This is a genomic window from Pseudonocardia sp. DSM 110487 (genome assembly GCF_019468565.1).
In the GTDB taxonomy this organism is placed as follows: Bacteria; Actinomycetota; Actinomycetes; order Mycobacteriales; family Pseudonocardiaceae; genus Pseudonocardia.
This window is the reverse complement of record NZ_CP080521.1, coordinates 4,699,514-4,716,869: the sequence shown is the minus strand read 5'-3', so window position 1 is coordinate 4,716,869 and position 17,356 is coordinate 4,699,514. Positions and strand designations below refer to the sequence as shown.

Annotated in this window: 20 protein-coding genes; 12 read left to right on the top strand and 8 right to left on the bottom strand. The window is 72.5% G+C overall.

Annotation, left to right across the window (positions count from 1 at the left end; genetic code table 11):
- Positions 1-243: a hypothetical protein gene (locus K1T35_RS21990; protein ID WP_220261994.1), complete on the top strand. Its 243-nt coding sequence runs from the start codon at positions 1-3 to the stop codon at positions 241-243.
- A gap of 17 nt (positions 244-260) precedes the next feature.
- Complete coding sequence (locus K1T35_RS21985; protein WP_220261993.1) at positions 261-1,382, top strand: DUF3500 domain-containing protein; 1,122 nt, start codon at positions 261-263, stop codon at positions 1,380-1,382.
- Positions 1,383-1,399: 17 nt separating this feature from the next.
- Here the strand turns inward: K1T35_RS21985 and K1T35_RS21980 are convergent, their stop codons facing one another.
- Both K1T35_RS21980 and K1T35_RS21975 read right to left on the bottom strand, forming a co-directional pair.
- A complete protein-coding gene (locus tag K1T35_RS21980; protein ID WP_220261992.1) occupies positions 1,400-3,268 on the bottom strand; it encodes a M48 family metallopeptidase in 1,869 nt (622 codons plus the stop codon).
- Between the two features lie 28 nt (positions 3,269-3,296).
- Entirely contained in the window at positions 3,297-3,896 is a 600-nt protein-coding gene (locus tag K1T35_RS21975) for a LemA family protein (protein ID WP_220261991.1), read from the bottom strand.
- Positions 3,897-3,961: 65 nt separating this feature from the next.
- On the opposite strand from K1T35_RS21975, the gene K1T35_RS21970 reads away from it, so the two are divergent.
- The 5 genes from K1T35_RS21970 (at position 3,962) to K1T35_RS21950 (ending at position 7,863) form a co-directional block, all read left to right on the top strand.
- Positions 3,962-4,771: an AraC family transcriptional regulator gene (locus K1T35_RS21970; protein WP_220261990.1), complete on the top strand. Its 810-nt coding sequence runs from the start codon at positions 3,962-3,964 to the stop codon at positions 4,769-4,771.
- A 57-nt stretch (positions 4,772-4,828) separates the two neighbouring features.
- Positions 4,829-5,215 (top strand): VOC family protein, encoded by a 387-nt coding sequence (locus K1T35_RS21965; RefSeq protein ID WP_220261989.1) that lies wholly within the window; start codon positions 4,829-4,831, stop codon positions 5,213-5,215.
- A complete protein-coding gene (locus K1T35_RS21960) occupies positions 5,212-6,219 on the top strand; it encodes a methyltransferase (protein WP_220261988.1) in 1,008 nt (335 codons plus the stop codon). Before K1T35_RS21965 ends, K1T35_RS21960 begins: the two co-directional genes overlap by 4 nt.
- A 213-nt stretch (positions 6,220-6,432) precedes the next feature.
- Positions 6,433-7,035: a DUF1326 domain-containing protein gene (locus K1T35_RS21955; protein WP_220261987.1), complete on the top strand. Its 603-nt coding sequence runs from the start codon at positions 6,433-6,435 to the stop codon at positions 7,033-7,035.
- Positions 7,036-7,863, top strand: a complete 828-nt coding sequence (locus tag K1T35_RS21950; RefSeq protein WP_220261986.1) for a DUF2182 domain-containing protein — start codon at positions 7,036-7,038, stop codon at positions 7,861-7,863. It abuts the gene before it with no gap.
- A 107-nt stretch (positions 7,864-7,970) separates the two neighbouring features.
- Here K1T35_RS21950 and K1T35_RS21945 read toward each other — a convergent pair whose 3' ends face one another.
- Together K1T35_RS21945 and K1T35_RS21940 are read right to left on the bottom strand one after the other, a co-directional pair.
- Positions 7,971-8,402, bottom strand: coding sequence for a hypothetical protein (locus tag K1T35_RS21945; RefSeq protein WP_220261985.1), 432 nt, complete (start codon positions 8,400-8,402; stop codon positions 7,971-7,973).
- Positions 8,403-8,444: 42 nt separating this feature from the next.
- Positions 8,445-9,338: a helix-turn-helix domain-containing protein gene (locus K1T35_RS21940; protein WP_220261984.1), complete on the bottom strand. Its 894-nt coding sequence runs from the start codon at positions 9,336-9,338 to the stop codon at positions 8,445-8,447.
- A 101-nt stretch (positions 9,339-9,439) separates the two neighbouring features.
- On the opposite strand from K1T35_RS21940, the gene K1T35_RS21935 reads away from it, so the two are divergent.
- Positions 9,440-10,345, top strand: a complete 906-nt coding sequence (locus K1T35_RS21935; RefSeq protein ID WP_220261983.1) for an MBL fold metallo-hydrolase — start codon at positions 9,440-9,442, stop codon at positions 10,343-10,345.
- Positions 10,346-10,373: 28 nt separating this feature from the next.
- Complete coding sequence (locus K1T35_RS21930; protein WP_220261982.1) at positions 10,374-11,813, top strand: carboxylesterase/lipase family protein; 1,440 nt, start codon at positions 10,374-10,376, stop codon at positions 11,811-11,813.
- 13 nt (positions 11,814-11,826) lie between these two features.
- Here the strand turns inward: K1T35_RS21930 and K1T35_RS21925 are convergent, their stop codons facing one another.
- On the bottom strand, positions 11,827-12,417 hold the full coding sequence (locus tag K1T35_RS21925) for a helix-turn-helix domain-containing protein (RefSeq protein ID WP_220261981.1): 591 nt from the start codon (positions 12,415-12,417) through the stop codon (positions 11,827-11,829).
- Between the two features lie 81 nt (positions 12,418-12,498).
- On the opposite strand from K1T35_RS21925, the gene K1T35_RS21920 reads away from it, so the two are divergent.
- The 3 genes from K1T35_RS21920 to K1T35_RS21910 are packed head-to-tail and all read left to right on the top strand — an operon-like array spanning position 12,499 to position 14,650.
- The gene (locus K1T35_RS21920; RefSeq protein ID WP_220261980.1) at positions 12,499-13,533 is read left to right on the top strand and encodes an alpha/beta fold hydrolase; all 1,035 of its coding nucleotides are present in this window, start codon (positions 12,499-12,501) and stop codon (positions 13,531-13,533) included.
- On the top strand, positions 13,530-14,171 hold the full coding sequence (locus K1T35_RS21915; protein ID WP_220261979.1) for a bifunctional 2-polyprenyl-6-hydroxyphenol methylase/3-demethylubiquinol 3-O-methyltransferase UbiG: 642 nt from the start codon (positions 13,530-13,532) through the stop codon (positions 14,169-14,171). Before K1T35_RS21920 ends, K1T35_RS21915 begins: the two co-directional genes overlap by 4 nt.
- Positions 14,171-14,650 carry a DinB family protein gene (locus K1T35_RS21910; RefSeq protein ID WP_220261978.1) on the top strand — a complete coding sequence of 160 codons (480 nt, stop codon included), beginning with the start codon at positions 14,171-14,173 and terminating at the stop codon, positions 14,648-14,650. Before K1T35_RS21915 ends, K1T35_RS21910 begins: the two co-directional genes overlap by 1 nt.
- Before the next feature lie 55 nt (positions 14,651-14,705).
- Here K1T35_RS21910 and K1T35_RS21905 read toward each other — a convergent pair whose 3' ends face one another.
- The 3 genes from K1T35_RS21905 to K1T35_RS21895 are packed head-to-tail and all read right to left on the bottom strand — an operon-like array spanning position 14,706 to position 17,352.
- Positions 14,706-15,365, bottom strand: a complete 660-nt coding sequence (locus K1T35_RS21905) for a response regulator transcription factor (RefSeq protein WP_220261977.1) — start codon at positions 15,363-15,365, stop codon at positions 14,706-14,708.
- Positions 15,362-16,519: a sensor histidine kinase gene (locus tag K1T35_RS21900; RefSeq protein WP_220261976.1), complete on the bottom strand. Its 1,158-nt coding sequence runs from the start codon at positions 16,517-16,519 to the stop codon at positions 15,362-15,364. Before K1T35_RS21900 ends, K1T35_RS21905 begins: the two co-directional genes overlap by 4 nt.
- The gene (locus tag K1T35_RS21895; RefSeq protein WP_220262750.1) at positions 16,516-17,352 is read right to left on the bottom strand and encodes a CPBP family intramembrane glutamic endopeptidase; all 837 of its coding nucleotides are present in this window, start codon (positions 17,350-17,352) and stop codon (positions 16,516-16,518) included. The genes K1T35_RS21900 and K1T35_RS21895 overlap by 4 nt, the downstream gene beginning before the upstream one ends.
- Positions 17,353-17,356: the final 4 nt, after the last annotated feature.

Below are 17,356 nucleotides of genomic sequence, written 5' to 3'. Positions count from 1 at the left end.
GTGGCCGCGCACACTGGCGAGCGGACGTTCGAGGTGGTGGCCTGGCTCTCGGAACGGCATCTCGTGCTCTACGTGCCCGAGATCGAGGCAGCCACCACCGCCCCTGCGATGCCGGACGCCGAGGACGCGGCCCGGTCGCTGATCGTCGACCTCACCGGCCTGGATCCCACGGCCGTTCGGTGCGAGATCCGGCTGGGCCGGGCACGGGGCGGGCTCGGCGGGCCGCCCATGCCTGCTGTGTAGGCGGTTATGGTCATCGCATGGTGCAGGCGGTGACCGACGACGCGAGTCGTGATGTGGCGGACCGGATGGCCGAGGCGGCCGCGGCGTGGCTCGACTCCCTCGACCCGGCCCAGCGCGAGGTGGCGATCGGGCCGCCGCCCGGGGTGAGTGACGATGCGGAGTCCGAGCGCACGCGCTGGTTCTACACCCCCACCGACCACGGCGGCCTCACCTTCCACCAGCAACGCCCCGCGCAGCACCGCCTCGTGATGCGGCTGGTCGCGAGCGGCCTGTCGCAGGCCGGGTACACGACGGTTGCCACCGTGCTCGGCCTGGAGAACGTGCTCGACCGCACCGAGGGCTTCACGGTCGACTTCGGGTGGGACCGGGGCCGTGACCCCGGCCGGTACTTCCTGCGGGTCTTCGGCGAGCCCGGCGGGCAGGCGCCATGGGGGTGGCGGTTCGGTGGCCACCACGTGTCGCTGCACAACCTCGTGGTGGACGGGCGGGTCGCCGCCACCACGCCGTGCTTCCTCGGCGCCGACCCGGCCAACTCGCCACTGCTGGGCGGCACCGCGCTGCGGCCGCTCGGGGCGGCCGAGGACCTGGCCCGCGAGCTGGTGCGCTCGCTGCGCCCCGAGCTCGCGGCACGTGCCGTGCTACTCCCCCACGCTCCCGACGACATCGTGGGCGCCAACAGCCCGCGGATCGCCAACGGGGTGGATCGCAGCGGGCTGTGGCGGCCAGGCAGGCACACCGACCCGCGTGCGGCGACTCCGGCCACCGGCCTGCACGGCGCCGACCAGGAGGCCGTCGCGCTCACCCCGGAGCCGAAGGGTGTGCCGGGCACCGATCTCGACGCCACGCAGCGCGAGCTGCTGCGCGCGCTGCTGTCCACATACCTCGACCGCGTCCCGGCCGGGGTCTCGCCACTCCCCCGCTACGACGACCCGGCCGCCCTCGACGCCGTGCACGTCGCGTGGGCGGGTTCCACCGCGCCGGGCGAGCCGCACTACTACCGGCTGCAGGGCCCGCGGCTGCTCGTCGAGTGGGACAACACGCAGCGGAACGTCAACCACGCCCACGCCGTGTGGCGCGACCCGGAGTCCGACTTCGGTCGCGACGTGCTGGCCGCGCACCGGGCGGCCCACCACTCCTGACGGCTCGCGGCGGCCGCTCACGCGATCAGCGCGGGCAGGGGCACGTGCACGAGTGCACACGCCGCCCGCAGCAGCTCCGCCTCCGAGCTGGTGAGCTTGCCGTCGTCGAGCACGGCGACGACCATCGCCTCCACGAGCAGCCGCTTCTCGAGACGGGCCAGCCCGTCGAGCACGGGCCAGCACGCGTCGAGCCGTCGCCAGGCGGGGCCCGCCGGCATCTCGGGTACCGGGGCACCGCTTCTGAGATGCGCGAACGCGGCCGCGAACGCCCGCTCGGCAGCGACCCGGTCGGCGTTGCCCGACAATGCCAGCGCCGTGAGCACCGCGACGATCTCGTCTGTCGCCTGCCGCACCGCGGTGCTGCCCGGCCGGCTGCGCGACGCGGGGTCGGCGGCGTCCTGCAGCGTGGCGCGCACCGTGCGGGTCAGGCAGTACTCGAACAGCGAGACGGCACCGTCGGCGAGCGCGAGGTCGTCGAGCGCGGCCACCAGCGCCTGCTGCTCGTGGTCCGGACGGCCGGTGAGCTGCGGCGACGCGATACCCACCACCGGGAGGCGCAGGTGCCGCGGTAGCGCGGCGACCTCGGCGACGAGCGCGTCCACCGAACGCGCCGTGGCGATGCCGAGCCGCTCCTGCACGGCGGCGAGCTGGGTGGCACGCAGCCCCGGCTCGCCGCACACGACCATCGCCAGCACCACGGAGGCCGCCGTGCTCGGCTGGGTGGCGAGCTGGTGGATGTGCGGCGGGACCTGCGAGTGGAGTGCCGCGCCACGGTCGAGGTCGGCCGGGGTGAGGGTGCCCGCGCGGGCGCTCACCTGCTCCGGCGTGACCGCGACCGGCGCGGTGACGGCGGGGGCGAGGCCGTGCGTGACGTCCCCGGCAGGCCCGGGCGGAGGTTCGTCGCGCCAGCGTTCCCGCAGCGTCTCGAGGTCGGCCTCGCGGAATGTCGGATCGAGCGCGGCGATCCGCTCGTGGATGGGCGGGTGCGTGGAGAAGAGCCTGCTGAAGCGGCGGCCCTCCCCGAACAGCATGTGGCTGACCTCTTTCGCGCTGCGTTCGTCCGCCAACCGGGAGCCTTCCGGCAGCCCGGCGATCTTCTTCAGCGCGCCGGCCAGCCCGTCGGGCTGGCGGGTGAACTGCACGGCGGACGCGTCGGCGAGCCACTCACGCTGCCGGGACACCGCGGCCTTGATGAGCCCGGCGAAGAACTGGCCGACGAAGCCGACCACCATCGCGCCGAAGGCGATGGCGACGATCGGCAGCGCGCCCTTGCGGTCGGAGCCCCGGCCGCCGAGCGCGAGCACCCGCGACCCGACCAGGCCGAGCAGCATGATCCCGTACAGCAGGCCGATCAGGCGGATGCTCAGCCGCATGTCGCCGCCCCGGACGTGGCTGAACTCGTGCCCGATCACGCCCTGCAGCTCGTCCCGGCTGAGCTGGGACAGCGCGCCCTCCGTGACCGTGATCGCCGCGTCGGCGGCCGTGTACCCCGCCGCGAACGCGTTGATCCCCCGTTCCCTCGGCAGCACGAACAGGCGGGGCATCGGCACGCCGGACGCGATCGACATCTCCTCGACCACGTTGACGAACCGGCGCAGTGCGGGGTCGGTCGTCGTCGGGTCGACGGGTACGGCTCCGACCGACGCCGCGACGGCCGAACCACCCTTGCGTAGCGCGAACGACTTCCCGATCATGCCGCCGACGATCACCAGCAGGGTGCCGGCCGAGACCACGACGAGCACCCCGGTGACGTTGCCCCGGCCCTGCATCGCGAGGACGGCGATCACGTCGATGACCGCGACAGACGCGAGCACCGCCAGCACGAACAGGACGACGAGCTTGGCCGACGTGCCGCGGGCCGTGCGCTGCCGCTCGAAGAAGTCCACCCCAGCGGAGTTCAACGCGGCGCCCGGGTCAGAACTCGACCTTCGGGGCATCCCGCATCTCGGGCCGCTCCGGCGGAATGCCGAGCTGCGCGGCGACGGCGAACCCGAACATGCCGGCGTAGACGCTGGTGGGGAATGTCTCGCGCCGGTTGTTGTAGGACATGACGGCGTCGTTGTAGGCCTGACGGGCGAAGGCGACCTTGTTCTCGGTGGAGGTCAGCTCCTCCGACAACTGCGCCATGTTCTGGTTGGCCTTGAGGTCCGGGTAGGACTCCGCGACCGCGATCAACCGGCCGAGCGCGGCGTTGAGCGCGCCCTGGCCGGCTTCCAGCTGCTGCATCGCGGCGGGGTCGCCCGGGCTGGTCTGTGCCGCCGACAAGCCCGAGAGAGCGGCGCCGCGCGCGGCCACCACGGCTTCGAGGGTCTCGCGCTCGTGCGCCATGTAGGCCTTGGCCGTCTCGACGAGGTTCGGCACGAGGTCGAACCGCCGTTGCAGCTGCACGTCGATCTGGGCGAAGGCGTTTCTGATCGAGTTGCGCGCTCTGACCAGGCCGTTGTAGCCAACGATCACAAGGATCGCGAGCACGATCACGAGCACGGCGATCACGACGCCGACGACGGTTCCCATCATTCCCCCCGGAGATGTGTCCGACCGCAGAGTAGGGGCGGCCCTGGTCGTGCCATCCTGGCGGGGTGGACGGGGAGTACTCCCTGGGGCGGCCGCACCCCGCGCTCGCCGGCTGCGTGGTGCGCTACCTGGGCTACCGCGAGCACAGCACCACGCCGGTGCGCCGCAGGCAGGCTCCCGGCGCCTCGTGCACGCTGATCCTCGGCCTCGGCCCGCCGATCCGCCTGCACGGCCCGGCAGGCCCGTCCGTGCCGGCGTCGTTCCTGGCCGGCATGCACGACGGTCCGGTTCTCACCGAGTTCACCGGCCACCAGTACGGGCTGCAGGTCGACCTCAGCCCGCTCGGCGTCTTCGCGCTGCTCGGCCGCTCGATGGCCGAGCTCACCAACGTGTCCCCGCAGCTCACCGAGCTCGACGTGCCCGAGCTGGCCGGCCTCCCCGCGCGCCTGGCGGAGGAGCCCGGCTGGCCCCGCCGCTTCGCCCTGCTCGACGACGTCCTGCTCGGCCGCCTCGACGCCTCCACGATCCGGCCCGACCCGCAAGTGGCGTGGGCGTGGCGCAGGCTTCGCCGTAGCGCCGGCCGGGTCGGCGTGCGGGAGCTGGCCGATGACACCGGCTGGAGCCGCCGCCATCTGCTCACCCGCTTCCGTGCCCAGGTGGGCCTCGGCCCGAAGACCGCGGCGCGGGTGCTGCGGTTCCACCATGCGGCCCGGCTGCTCGCCCCGGCCAGCGTCTACGGCGCCGCCACCCCCGCGGCACCGTCGATCTCCGACGTCGCCGCCGCATGCGGCTACGCCGACCACGCCCACCTGGTGCGGGAGTTCCACGCGCTCGCCGGCTGTACGCCGACCGAGTACCTGGACGGGTGGAGTTGACGGCGGGTTCCCATTCGTCCAAGCCCGCAGGCCCCGAACGCTCCTAGCGTCCGTCCCATGAGCATCTACGCGACATTCCGCTACGACGACGCCCGCGCGGCGATCGCGTACCTGACCGGGACGCTCGGGTTCGTCGAGCAGCACGTCTCCACCGCCGACGACGGCACGATCGCGCACGCCGAGCTGAGCTTCGGTGACGGCGTGATCATGCTCGGCACCCGCAGCGGCACCCCCGACACGTTCGACACCGGCCGCGCGGTCGTCTACCTCGCCCTCGACTCCGCCGAGGCAGTCGACGCCCACCACGACCGGGCCGTCGCCGCCGGGGCCGATGTGGTGCAGGAGCTGGTGGACCAGCCGTACGGCTCCCGCGAGTACGCGGTGCGCGACCCCGAGGGCAACATCTGGTCGGTCGGCAGCTACCGCCCGCAGGTGAAGCCGTGACCGCGCAGGTGAACGCCGCGGAGCGGGAACGGGTGGCCGGGCTCGTCTTCGGGTTCTTCCCGGCCCAGGTGGTGCAGACCCTCGCCCGGCTCGGCGTGCCGGACACGCTCGGCGACAGCGCACTCGGCCTCGACGCGCTCGCCGGCCGCACCGGCACGCACGCGGACGCGCTGGCCCGCCTGCTGCGGGTGGCAACGGGACTGGACCTGGTGACCACGACCCCGGAGGGCGCCTACGCGCTCACGCCCGCTGGCCAACTGCTGCGCACCGGCGTTCCCGGCTCCATCGGCAACCTGGCCCAGCTGTTCTGCGGCGACGCGGTCTGGCGGGCGTGGGGCGAGCTGGAGTGGAGCGTCCGCACGGGGGAGGTCGCGTTCGAGAAGGTCACCGGCCGGCCGGCGTTCGCCTACATGGCCGATGACCCGACCCTGAATGCGATCTTCACCGAAGCGATGGCCGAGGGCACCCGCATGGCCGCGCCGGGCATCGTCGCCGCCTGCGACCTGACCGGCGTCACGACCCTCGCCGACATCGGCGGCGGCAACGGCACGCTGCTCACCGCCTTCCTCGACGCGCACCCGCACCTGCGCGGGATCCTCTTCGACTCCCCGTCCGGGGCGACCGCGATCGTCGACGATCGCTGCGAGGTCGTGACCGGCGACTTCTTCGTCTCGGTTCCCGCCGCGGACGCGTACGTCCTGAAGAGCGTGATCCACGACTGGGACGACGAGCGCAGCGTCGCGATCCTCTCCCGCATCCGAGAGGCGATGCCGCCGCACGGCGTGCTGTTCCTGGTGGAGCCGGTGCTGGTCGACGACCCCGCCGCCCTCCCCGCGCAGCGGATGCTGCTGATGAGCGACCTCAACATGCTCGTCTGCACCGGTGGCCGGGAGCGTACGGAGTCGGAGTTCGGCGCGTTGCTCGCCGCCGCCGGGCTGCGGCTCACCGCGGTCACGTCCGCGCAGGAGCGGGGGTACTCGGTGATGCGAGCGGAACCGGCGTGACGCCACTGGAACGGCTCCGCGCCCTGTGCACGGCGCTCCCCGACGACACTGACCTGTAGAGCGCGTTCTTGGCCGAGGCCGCGCGATGGAACCGAGCATCCCGGAGTGGTGGGCGCGGGATTGATGACCGGCTACCTCCGATCCCCACGGACGGCTTGACCAGGCAAGATCACAGGACAAGACTCACTGCCCCATTCTGGGGAGGTGGCACACATGGCCTGGTCCATTCGCGGTCGCTACTTCGAGAACTGTTCGTGCGACATGCCCTGCCCGTGCACGTTCTCCTTGGACGCGGGCGCTGACAAGGAACGCTGCAACGCGGTGCTCGTCTTCCACGTGGACGCCGGCGAGGTCGACGGTGTGGACGTCAGCGACCGGACCGTCGTGGCGGTGGTCGACAGCCCGCAGGTCATGGCCGACGGCAACTGGAAGCTCGGGCTGGTGGTGGACGAGCGCACCTCCGACGACCAGCTCCAGAAGCTGGGCGCCGTGTTCGGCGGCGAGCTGGGCGGCCCGATGGAGGCGCTCGGCCCGTTGGTCGGCGAGATGCTCGGCGTGGAGCGGATGCGCATCGAAGTAAGCGAAGGGAACGGGAACCACCGGCTGACCGCCGGCGACGCGGTCGAGGTCGACGTCGACGACGTCGTCCCGTTCGGCGTCGAGAACGGGCGACCCGTCAGGCTCGTCGACGTCTTCCACCCCGCAGGCAACGAGCTCACGGTGGCGAAGGGCCGTTCGCGGGTCGGGGTCCTCGGCCTCGAATGGAACCAGGAGGCGACGTCAGGGTTCTCCGCACCCTTCTCCTGGTCCGGTTAGATGAGCGCGGCGCCAACCTCGGTCAAGTCGGGGCGCCTGCCGACGATCCTGGTGCTGCTGGCGGTCGCCGCAGTCTGCTGGACCGTCGTGGTGCAGCTGATGGGCGGTGCGCACGGACGCGACGACCCGGGCGCGCTCGGCTTCTTCGTCGGGATCTGGGTCCTGATGATGGCCGCGATGATGCTCCCATCGGTCTGGCCGACGGTGCTCGTGTACCAGCGCCTGCAGGCCGCGCGGCGCGAACGCGGGGAGCACGGCGTCCCGCTGGGGCCAGGCCTGCTCGTCGTCGGCTACCTCACCGCATGGACCGCTGCCGGACTCGTCGGCTTCGCGATCGTCCAAGCGGGACACTCGATGCAGGTTGACGCGCTGAGCTGGGACCGGGGCGGCCCGCTGCTGGCGGGCGGGGTGATCGTCGCGGCCGCTGTCTACCAGCTCACCCCACTGAAGGACGTTTGCCTGCGGCATTGCCGCGGGCCGTTCAGCTTCCTACTCGAGCATTGGCGCCCGGGGCCACTCGGCGCTGTACGGATGGGTGTGCGTCATGGCGTCTGGTGCATCGGCTGCTGCTGGGCACTGATGGCATCGCTGTTCGCGCTCGGGATCATGAGCATTCCGTGGATGGTCGTGATCGCCACCTTCATCGGGGCGGAGAAGCTGCTGCCGTGGCGCCGAACCGCCACGGGCGCCGTGACTGTCGCGCTGCTGGTGCTCGGCATCGCAGTGGCCCTGGTTCCCGAACGGGTGCCGTGGCTCATGACGCCCTCCGGCGGGATGCACGAGGCGCCGGTGTCGGAGATGGCGCCCGGGATGGAGATGCCGACCTGAGCGATCACGGCTACACCCGCGTAACGCAGAGTCACGTCTCGGGGGTGGTCGAGCGGTCGCCGAACTCCGTCAAAGGCGTACGCCCACGATCTGAAGGACTGGTGGAGCTACCTCGACGATTCCCTCGCACGCTTCCGGAAGGTGAACCAGAGACCCACGTGAAGGACGACACCCAAACCTCCTCCGACCAGAGCGAACCCGAACAGCAGGCCGCCCCACGTGGTTTCGACGAATGCCGTGTCACCGATCACACGTGCTTGGACGGTGCCGCCCTCATGGTCGCGCACTCCGAGGCCGGTGACCTCCCCCGAGCGCTGCTGACCAGCGATTTCCCAGGAGCCGAAGCAGGTCAGATCAGAGTCTCCGGGGGCCGCGCCATCACTGTCGACGAGGCGGCATTCCTCTACCGTCGCTGTCGTCGGGATGCCCGACGAGTGGGCCCGGGCGAAGGGAATCGTGCACAGCAGCCCCACGATCAGCGATCCAGCCCAGACGCAGGTATAGGTGATCGCCTTGCTCCGTGCACGGGAGACTGCCACGACCGCAGACCCTAGTTGGACGTCTTTTCGGGGCCGGACATCTCACCAGGACGCGGGCACCTGTGTCGGGCGCGTGCGGCCCGGGGCGCCGCCTGCCTGCCGGAGCAGCACGAGGGCCTGCTCGGACGGGGACCCGGCGGGCGTCGTGCACACGATCAGCGACTGTCCCGGCGAGCGGGCGATCGCCAGCGTCTGCTGGGTCACCGTCACCCTCCCCACGACGGGGTGGTGCAGCTCGTACGAGGCGGCGTCGCACGGTGCCACCCGATGATCGCGCCACAGCGCGACGAACTCGGGGCTCTTCATCGTCAGCTCGCCGATCAGCTCCGCGAGCAGCGGGTCCTCCGGGTGGCGGCCGACGGCGATCCGCAGATTGCCGACGACCGCGCGAGCCTTGCGCCTCCAGTCCCCGTAGAGCTCACGGCAGTGCGGGTCCAGGAACAGCAGCCGGCTCGTGTTCGGCCGGCGCGCCGGGTCCTCCGGGTCCCGCGCGTCCAGGTGCCCGGCCAGCAGGGCGTGCCCGAGCGCGTTCCACGCCAGTACGTCGGTGCGCCGGCCAAGGACGAGCGCGGGCACGTCGTCGAGGGCTCGCAGCAGGTCCCGCGTCTCGTCGGAGAGCCGCTCCGGCCGCGGCCTGCGCACGCGGGGCGTCCGCCGGGATGCGTCGGCGAGCCGCTCGAGGTGCTCGCGCTCGTGCTCGTCGAGCCGCAGGGCGCGGGCAATCGCATCGAGCACCTCGGCCGACGCCCCGCGGGATAGGCCCTGCTCGAGCCGCGTGTAGTACGAGACGCTGACGCCGGCCAGCTGGGCGAGCTCCTCGCGGCGCAGCCCGGCCACCCGCCGTCGGGGGCCGATGTCGCGCAGGCCGACGTCCTCCGGCCGCAGCCGCGCCCGCCGGGCCTGCAGGAAGTCACCGAGCGGGCCAGGTCCGTCCACCTCCCCAGTGTCCGGTTGGTGGCCGGGCTCGGCCACACCCTGTGAGGGGTAGGACAACGCGGGAGTGGTCCGTGCAGGCCCGCGTCTCCAGGCTCGGTGGCATGGACCAGATCACCTTGGGAGACGTCACCGTCACCAGGATCAAGGAGTACTACGGCTCGTGCGGGATGAGCCCGGCGCAGTTCTTCCCGGACAGCCCCGAGGGCTCGTGGGACGAGGACCGCGGCTGGCTGGCGCCGGACTTCTGGAACCCCGACGAGGACGAGGTCCACGTGGCGATCCAGACCTGGCTGCTGCGCAGCGAGGGCCGGACGATCCTGGTGGACACGGGCGTCGGCAACCACAAGGACCGGCCCTACGCGCCGGTCTGGAGCCGACTGGACACGGACTTCCTCGACAACCTGGCGGCTGCTGGCGTACGGCCCGAGGACGTCGACATCGTGGTCAACACCCACCTGCACATCGACCACGTCGGCTGGAACACCCGCCTCGAGGGTCGCACCTGGGTCCCGGCCTTCCCGAACGCGACCTACCTGATGCCGCGGCGGGACTTCGAGTTCTGGGACCCCGCGGGCGACCACCAGCCCGTGCTCGGGCGCGGCAACCAGAACGTGTTCGAGGACAGCGTCGCCCCGGTGCACGAGGCCGGGCTGACGCAGCTGTGGGACGGAGCGCACCGGATCGATCGGAACCTGCGGCTCGAGCTCGCACCGGGGCACACCCCCGGCTCGTCCGTGCTGGTCCTCGAGTCCGGCGGCGACCGGGCCCTGTTCGTCGGCGACCTCGTGCACACGGCCCTGCAGCTCGTGGAGCCCGCGACCAACTCCTGCTTCTGCGAGGACCCGGCCCAGTCCCGCGCGACCCGGCACGAGCTGCTCGGCCGGGCCGCCGAGGAGAACGCACTCGTCTTCCCCGCCCACCTCGGTGGCCAGGGTGCCGCGGAGATCGAACGCAACGGATCGCGGTTCGCGATCAAGCAGTGGGCGGGCTTCTCCCGCATCGCCTGACCCCCACCACGGAGAGGAGACGTTTCCCGTGCCCCAGCAGGCAGATCCGGTCGTCGCGACCCCGGCGGGCGCCGTGCGCGGCGTCCGCGACCGGTTCGGCGAGCTCTACCGCGCCATCCCCTACGCGGCGGCCCCAGCCGGCGCCGGCCGCTTCGCCCCGCCCGCGCCGCACCCCGGCTGGTCCGGCGTCCGCGACGGCACCCGGGCGTCGCCGACGGCCCCGCAGCCGGCCCGCGACTTCGGCCGGCTCGACATGAGCCCCTACTTCGGGCCCGGCTGGGCGCGCGGCGAGGAGTACCTCACCGTCGACGTCCGCACGCCGGCCGCGGACGACGGCAAGCGGCCGGTCATGGTCTTCGTGCACGGAGGCGGCTTCGTCACCGGCTCCACGCGCGCCGCCCTCTACGACGGCAGCGCCTTCGCCCGCGACGGCGTCGTCCTCGTGACCCTCAACTACCGCCTCGGCATCCCCGGCTTCCTCGATCTGGAGGGCGCGCCGGCCAACCGCGGCCTGCTCGACGTGCTCGCCGCCCTGCGCTGGGTGCGAGACACCATCCCAGCGTTCGGCGGCGACCCGGACACCGTCACGGTCTTCGGCCAGTCCGCGGGCGCCACCCTCACCGGCGCGCTGCTCGCCACACCCGACGCCAAGGGCCTGTTCCCGCGGGCGATCATGCAGAGCGGCAGCGGCACCGGCGCCTTCACCCCCGAACAGGCGCGGCGCGTCACCGCGGCGGCGGCCGCCGCCCTCGGCGTCGAGCCGACCGCCAAGGCGTTCGTCGCGGTGCCGGACGAGCGCTTCCTCGAGGTCCTGCCCGCGCTCGCCGGCCTCGACCTGCGCACCGCCGACGCCACGGATCCGCTGGTCGGGCTCAGCCCGTTCAGCCTGGTGCTCCCGGTCCAGCCCGCCGACGCACTCGCCGACGGGCCGGCAGCCGACGTCGACCTGCTGATCGGCACCAACACCGAGGAGGGGCACCTGTACCTGGTGCCGCAGGGCCGCCTCGAACCCTCCACGGAGGCGGACCTCCTCGCCCTCGCCGCGCAGGTGCACGACGACCCCGAGGCCCTCGTCGCCGCGCACCGGGCGGCGCGGCCGGACGCAACGCCGGGCGAGCTGCGCTCCGCGGTGCTCGGGGAGGCCCTGTTCGGTGCCGGGACGGCGCGCATGGCCGACGCACACGCGCGGATCTCCGGCGGGCGCACCCACGTCTACTCGTTCGCCCACCGCTCCACGGCCCTGGACGGGCGGCTCGGCGCCACCCACACCGTCGAGCTGCCGTTCGTCTTCGACCTCGCCGACGAGCCGTGGCTGCACGGCGACACCGGCCTGCTCGGCCCCGCCGCCGCGCCGGCCGGGCTCGCCGCCCGGATGCACGGCGCCTGGGTTGCGTTCGCTGCCACCGGGGCCCCTGGCTGGGCCCCGCACGACCCGCGACGACCCGAGACGCAGGTCTTCGGAGGCTGAGCCCCCGGAGCGGTCACCGGGATGGTCGGGCTTCGGACGGCGACAGGTGGGCGCGCTCTCCCTGAGGGCCGAACAGGGTGAGCAGTTCCGCGGGCTGGCTGTCGGCGCTGCCGATCCAGTGCGGAATGCGGGTGTCGAACTCGGCGGCCTCACCCGGGCCGAGCCGGAGGTCCTGCTCGCCGAGCACGAACCGGATGTGGCCGTTGAGGACGTAGAACCATTCGTAGCCGTCGTGGGTCTGCAGGTCCTGCGTGGGGGCTCGGCCGGCGGGCGGATAGACCACCTTGTAAGCCTGGACACCCCCGGCTCGTCTGGTCAGCGGAACCACCGTCAGCCCGGATCTCCGCACGGGCCGCAGGTGGATGCGCGGGTCGCCGGTGGGCGGCGCCGCGACCAGCTCGTCGAGCGGGACGCCGTGCGCCCGCGCCAGCGGCAGCAGCTGCTCCAGCGTGGGGCGGAGCTTCCCGTTCTCGAGGCGCGACAGGGTGCTTGCCGTGAGGCCGGTCTCGACGGCCAGGTCGGCCAACGTGATGCCCCGCGCCCGGCGCAGGGTGCGCAAGCGCGGCCCGACTCCGGCGAGAACGTCTCCTTCGGCGCTGCCCATGGCGCCCCATCATGCGGATCCGCAACTTGTCTTGCAAGAACGAAATCACGGCGGCGATCCTGGCCGCGGAGGTGACACCTGATGGTCACAACAGTCGGATCGCGGTGGTTGCGCGGCGCGGTGATGGCCCTGGCCGTTGTCGCATTGGCGACGGCGTGCACGACGGGAGAGACGCCGAGCCGACCGGCCGCCGGTCCGACGGCTCCGGCCTTCGACTCCGCGACCCGCGACGACGCCGATTTCAACGGCCGATTCCGCCACGAGACGGCCGATGTCGACGGCGTGCGGATGCACTACGTCACCGGCGGGACCGGGGAGCCGCTCGTCCTGCTGCACGGGTGGCCGCAGTCCTGGTACGCGTGGCGCGAGATCATGCCGGCACTCGCCGATCGGTACACGGTGTACGCACTGGACCTGCCGGGGCTCGGGGACAGCGAGGGAGCACCGCCCGGCCACGACAAGGCCACCCTCGCCCGGTTCGTCCACGGTCTGCTCGCCGACGAGCTCGGCCTGCGCGCCGTCAACCTCGTCGGGCACGACCTCGGCGCCGGTGTCGGGTTCCAGTACGCCGCGCAGTACCCGGACGAGGTCATCAGGTACGCCCACCTGGACTATCCGCTCCCGGGTCCTGGCCTCAGCGCCGACGCGTACCGATCGCTGAGCTGGCACCTCGCCTTCCACGACCAGGACACGTTCCCGGAGACGATCGTGGCCGACGACGTGCGCGAGTACCTCGCGTTGTTCTTCGCGTACGTCGCCCACGGGGGGAAGAGCTTCGGCGGAACCGGCGCGACGTCCCCGTTCACCGACCAGCAGATCGACGAGTTCGCCCGTACCTACCGTCGTCCCCAGGTCCTCACCGGCGGGTTCGACCTGTACCGGACGCTGGAGCGGGACGAGGCCGACAACGTGGCCGCCGCGCCGATCACCGTGCCGACGATGCTCATGACCGCCGAGGGCCTGCTCCCGTTCACGCGGTCCACGGTCGAACCCCGCATGTCCCGCATCACCCGGGCCGTCGAGGTGCCCGGAGCGGGCCACTGGCTGCCGGAGGAGAACCCGGCGTTCGTCACCGCCGAGCTGCTGGCGTTCCTCGCCGACGGAGCTGCCCGATGACTTCTCGCGACGACGCCGAGCTGTTCTGGGAGCGGCACTACGGCACCCGGCTCGCCGGGGGCGAGCGCGCCAACCCGCTGCTCGTCGAGACCGCCGAGCCACTGCCCCCCGGCGCCGCGCTGGACCTGGGCTGCGGTGCCGGCGGTGACACCATCTGGCTCGCCCGGCACGGCTGGCAAGTCACCGCCGTGGACATCTCCGGCACCGCCGTCGAACGGGTGCGTGCGCGAGCCCGCGATCTCGGCGTCGGAAGCCGGGTCGCCGCCGAACAGCACGATCTGGCCCGGAGCTTCCCGCGCGGAGACTTCGACCTCGTCTCCGCGCAGTACCTCCACACCCCGTTCCCGCTCCCCCGCAGCCGAGTGCTGCGCAGCGCCGCGCGGGCCCTGCGCCCCGGCGGTCTGCTCCTGGTCGTCGACCACGGCTCCACCGCGCCGTGGTCCTGGAACCAGGACCCCGACACCCACTACCCCACACCCGGTGAGATCGCCGCCGGCCTCGATCTCCACCCCGGACAGTGGTCCGTCGTCCGCGCCGACATGCCACGCCGGCAGGCCGTCGGACCGGCAGGCGAGACCGCCACCGTCACCGACAACGTCCTGCTCATCCGGCGAACCGCCGCGGATCGGAGCGACTGATGCCACGCAAGGACACCGGACCCCCGCAGACCGGAGCCGACGAGAAGGCCACCCTGCTGGGATTCCTCGACTACCTGCGGATCTCGATCGCGGACAAGGCTGCGGGTGTGCCGGAACCGCAGGCCCGCACCGCCGGGGTGCCCTCAGGGACCAACCTCCTGGGGCTGGTCAAGCACCTGACGCACGTCGAGCGGTTCTACTTCCTCGGCGAACACGTCGACGACTGGGGCGTCACCATGCAGCCGTCTCCCGAGGAGACGGTCGACGGTCTGCTCGCCGGTTACCGGGACGCCACCGAGCGCGCGAACCAGGTCATCGAAGCCTGCCCGGACCTGACGCTTCCCGCCCCGCGCCCCCCGCGCCGGGGACGGGCACCGTCGATGCGGTGGGTCCTCGTGCACATGATCGAGGAGACCGGCCGGCACGCCGGCCACGCCGACATCCTCCGCGAGCAGATCGACGGCTCCACCGGCCGTTGACAATCGTGCACCGACGCACTCCTCCATCGGTGGCCCGGCCAGGTCGGCGGAGGTCTCACGTCACCAGGCCCCTGCGGTAGGCGTAGACCACCGCCTGAACGCGGTCACGCAGGCCGAGCTTGGTCAGGATGCGCGACACGTACGTCTTGACGGTCTCGTGGCTGATCATCAGCGTCGCGGCGATCTCGCTGTTGGACAGGCCGGCCGCGATGAGGCGCAGTACCTCCAGTTCGCGCGGGGTCAGCGCGTCCTCGTCCGGTGTGTCCTCAGCGGGACGGATCCGCGCCGCGTACTTGCCGACGAGCTGCCGCGTCACCTCGGGCGCCAGCAGCGCGGCACCGGTGGCGACGGTGCGGATGCCCTGCATCAGCTGCGCCGGTGGGGCGTCCTTGAGCAGGAACCCGCTCGCCCCCGCGCGGAGCGCCTCGTACACGTACTCGTCCAGGTTGAACGTCGTCACCACGAGCACCTTGACCGGATGCGCCACCCCGGCACCGGCCAGCAGGCGGGTCGCCTCGATGCCGTCGAGCACCGGCATCCGTACGTCCATCACCACCACGTCCGGCCGTAGCCGGCGGGCGAGGTCGACCGCGGCGCGCCCGTCCCCGCACTCGCCCACAGCCTCGAGGTCGGGCTGGGCATCGATGATCGTCGTGAACCCGGTGCGGATCAGCGCCTGGTCGTCGCAGACCAGGACCCGGACCGGTGCGGTCACGACAACGGGCTCCCCGCGGGGATGCGTGCCCGCACGACGAAGCCACCGCTCGCCCGCCGGCCCGCGCTGAACTCGCCGCCCAGGGCGTCGACCCGGTCGCGAAGCCCGACGAGGCCCCGCCCGCTCCCGCCGGGAGACCCGCTCCGCGAGCCGGAACCGTCGGTGCCGACCTCCACGGAGATCTCCCCCTCGCCGTAGTGCACGCCGACCACGGTGCGGCTGCCGTGAGCGTACTTGAGGGCGTTCGTCAGGGCCTCCTGCACGACCCGATAGGCCACGAGCTCGGCGCTGCCTGCCGACTCCGCGGGCCTGCCCTCCTCGGTGAACTCCACCGGCTGCCCGGCCTGGCGCGTCTGCTCCACGAGCGCGTGAAGCTCGCCGACCGACGGCGCCCTGCCGTCGGTCGCAGGGTCGGGGCCGATCACGTCGAGCAGGTGCCGCAGGTCGGAGATGGCCCGCCGGCCGGTGTCGGCAACGGCGGTCAGGGTCTCGTCGAGGCGATCGGGTGCGGCGGTCAGATAACGAGCCGCCTCCGCCTGCACGACCATCGCCGTCACGTGGTGGGTCACGATGTCGTGGAGTTCGCGAGCGATGCGGGTGCGTTCGGCGGCGCGGGTGGCCTCGGCGACGCGGCGGCGCCGTTCGGCCTCGACGGCACGGGTGGAGCGCAGCCACGCACCGATGCCCCACGCGACGACGAGACCCACGTAGAACACCACGAACCCGTCCGTTCGCTCGGGTGCTCCGAGCTGGTCGAGCGCGATCGCCAGCACCACATACGCCGCGGAGAGCAGGACCGCGGTGGCGCGCCGGTGGCGTTCCAGATGGGCGCCCGCGCTCAGCAGCGCGATGGGCAGAGCGGTGCCCGCGACCATGTGGTAGCTGCCGAGCTCGGCGATGGTGAAGCCGAGCGACACCAGGGCGAGACAAGCGGCCGGCCACCGTCGGCGCACGGCGAGCGGGAGGCACTCCAGGGCGAGCGCCACGGCGGCCAGCGCGTCGAAGGGACGAGCCGGCAGGTCGCCGACCTGCGTCTCGTGCCCGTAGAGCGCCGGCAGGAACGACACGACGACGAGCAGCAGCGCAAGCGGGAGATCCCGGACCGTGACGTCCAATCGCCGCCACAGGTCCGGGACCCGCCGAAGATCGATCACTCGGAAACCGTAGCGATCGCGCCGGCCCCGGCGGCGCGCCGGCGACGGGGCACCATGCGGCCGCGCCGGCGGGCCAGCCACAGGAACACGATCGTCAGCACCACGCCGAACACAACCGTGTACGGGCTCCCCTCCGGTCCGAACTGACCGCCGGTGAGCAGGGCCGGGCCCGAGGTCACGCCGTTCAGCAGCCCTTCCGTCTCACCGTTGCCGGAGACCTCGGCGCCGAAGATGCCGGCCAGTGCGAAGTTCCAGCCGAAGTGCAGGCCGATCGGCACCCACAGGGTGCGGGTGGCGGCATAGGCGGCGGCGAGCGTGGCGCCGGCCTCGATTGCGATGGCGATGGCGCCCCACAGGCTGGCGTGCGGGTTGAACAGGTGCGAGAGGCCGAACAGCAGGCCCGTCAGCATCAGCGCTATCCACGTTCCCGCGCGTTCCTCGACGATCCGGAACAGGATGCCGCGGAACAGCAACTCTTCCGTCACGGCGGCGGCGGCCATGAAGCCGAACAGCCCGACCGGGCCCGCCGCCGAACCGAAGCCGTCGACCCGGTAGCCGCCGAGAAAGGCGATGTTGATGATGACGGCCGCGCACCACCCGACACCGATCAGCGTCCCCAGACCGATGCGGGCGATGGCACCACTCGCTGCCACTTCCACCGCCGCGCGGCGCTCGGACCACCGCACCGTCCAGGCGTACGTGACCACCGCAAGCACGGCCGTCATGACACCGAGGACCAGGGTCAGAAGCGCGTTCCCCGCTACCGCACCGAGGGCCTGGCCGCCGACGAACGCGACCGCCGCGACAGGCACGAGCTGCTTCAACAATCGCATGACG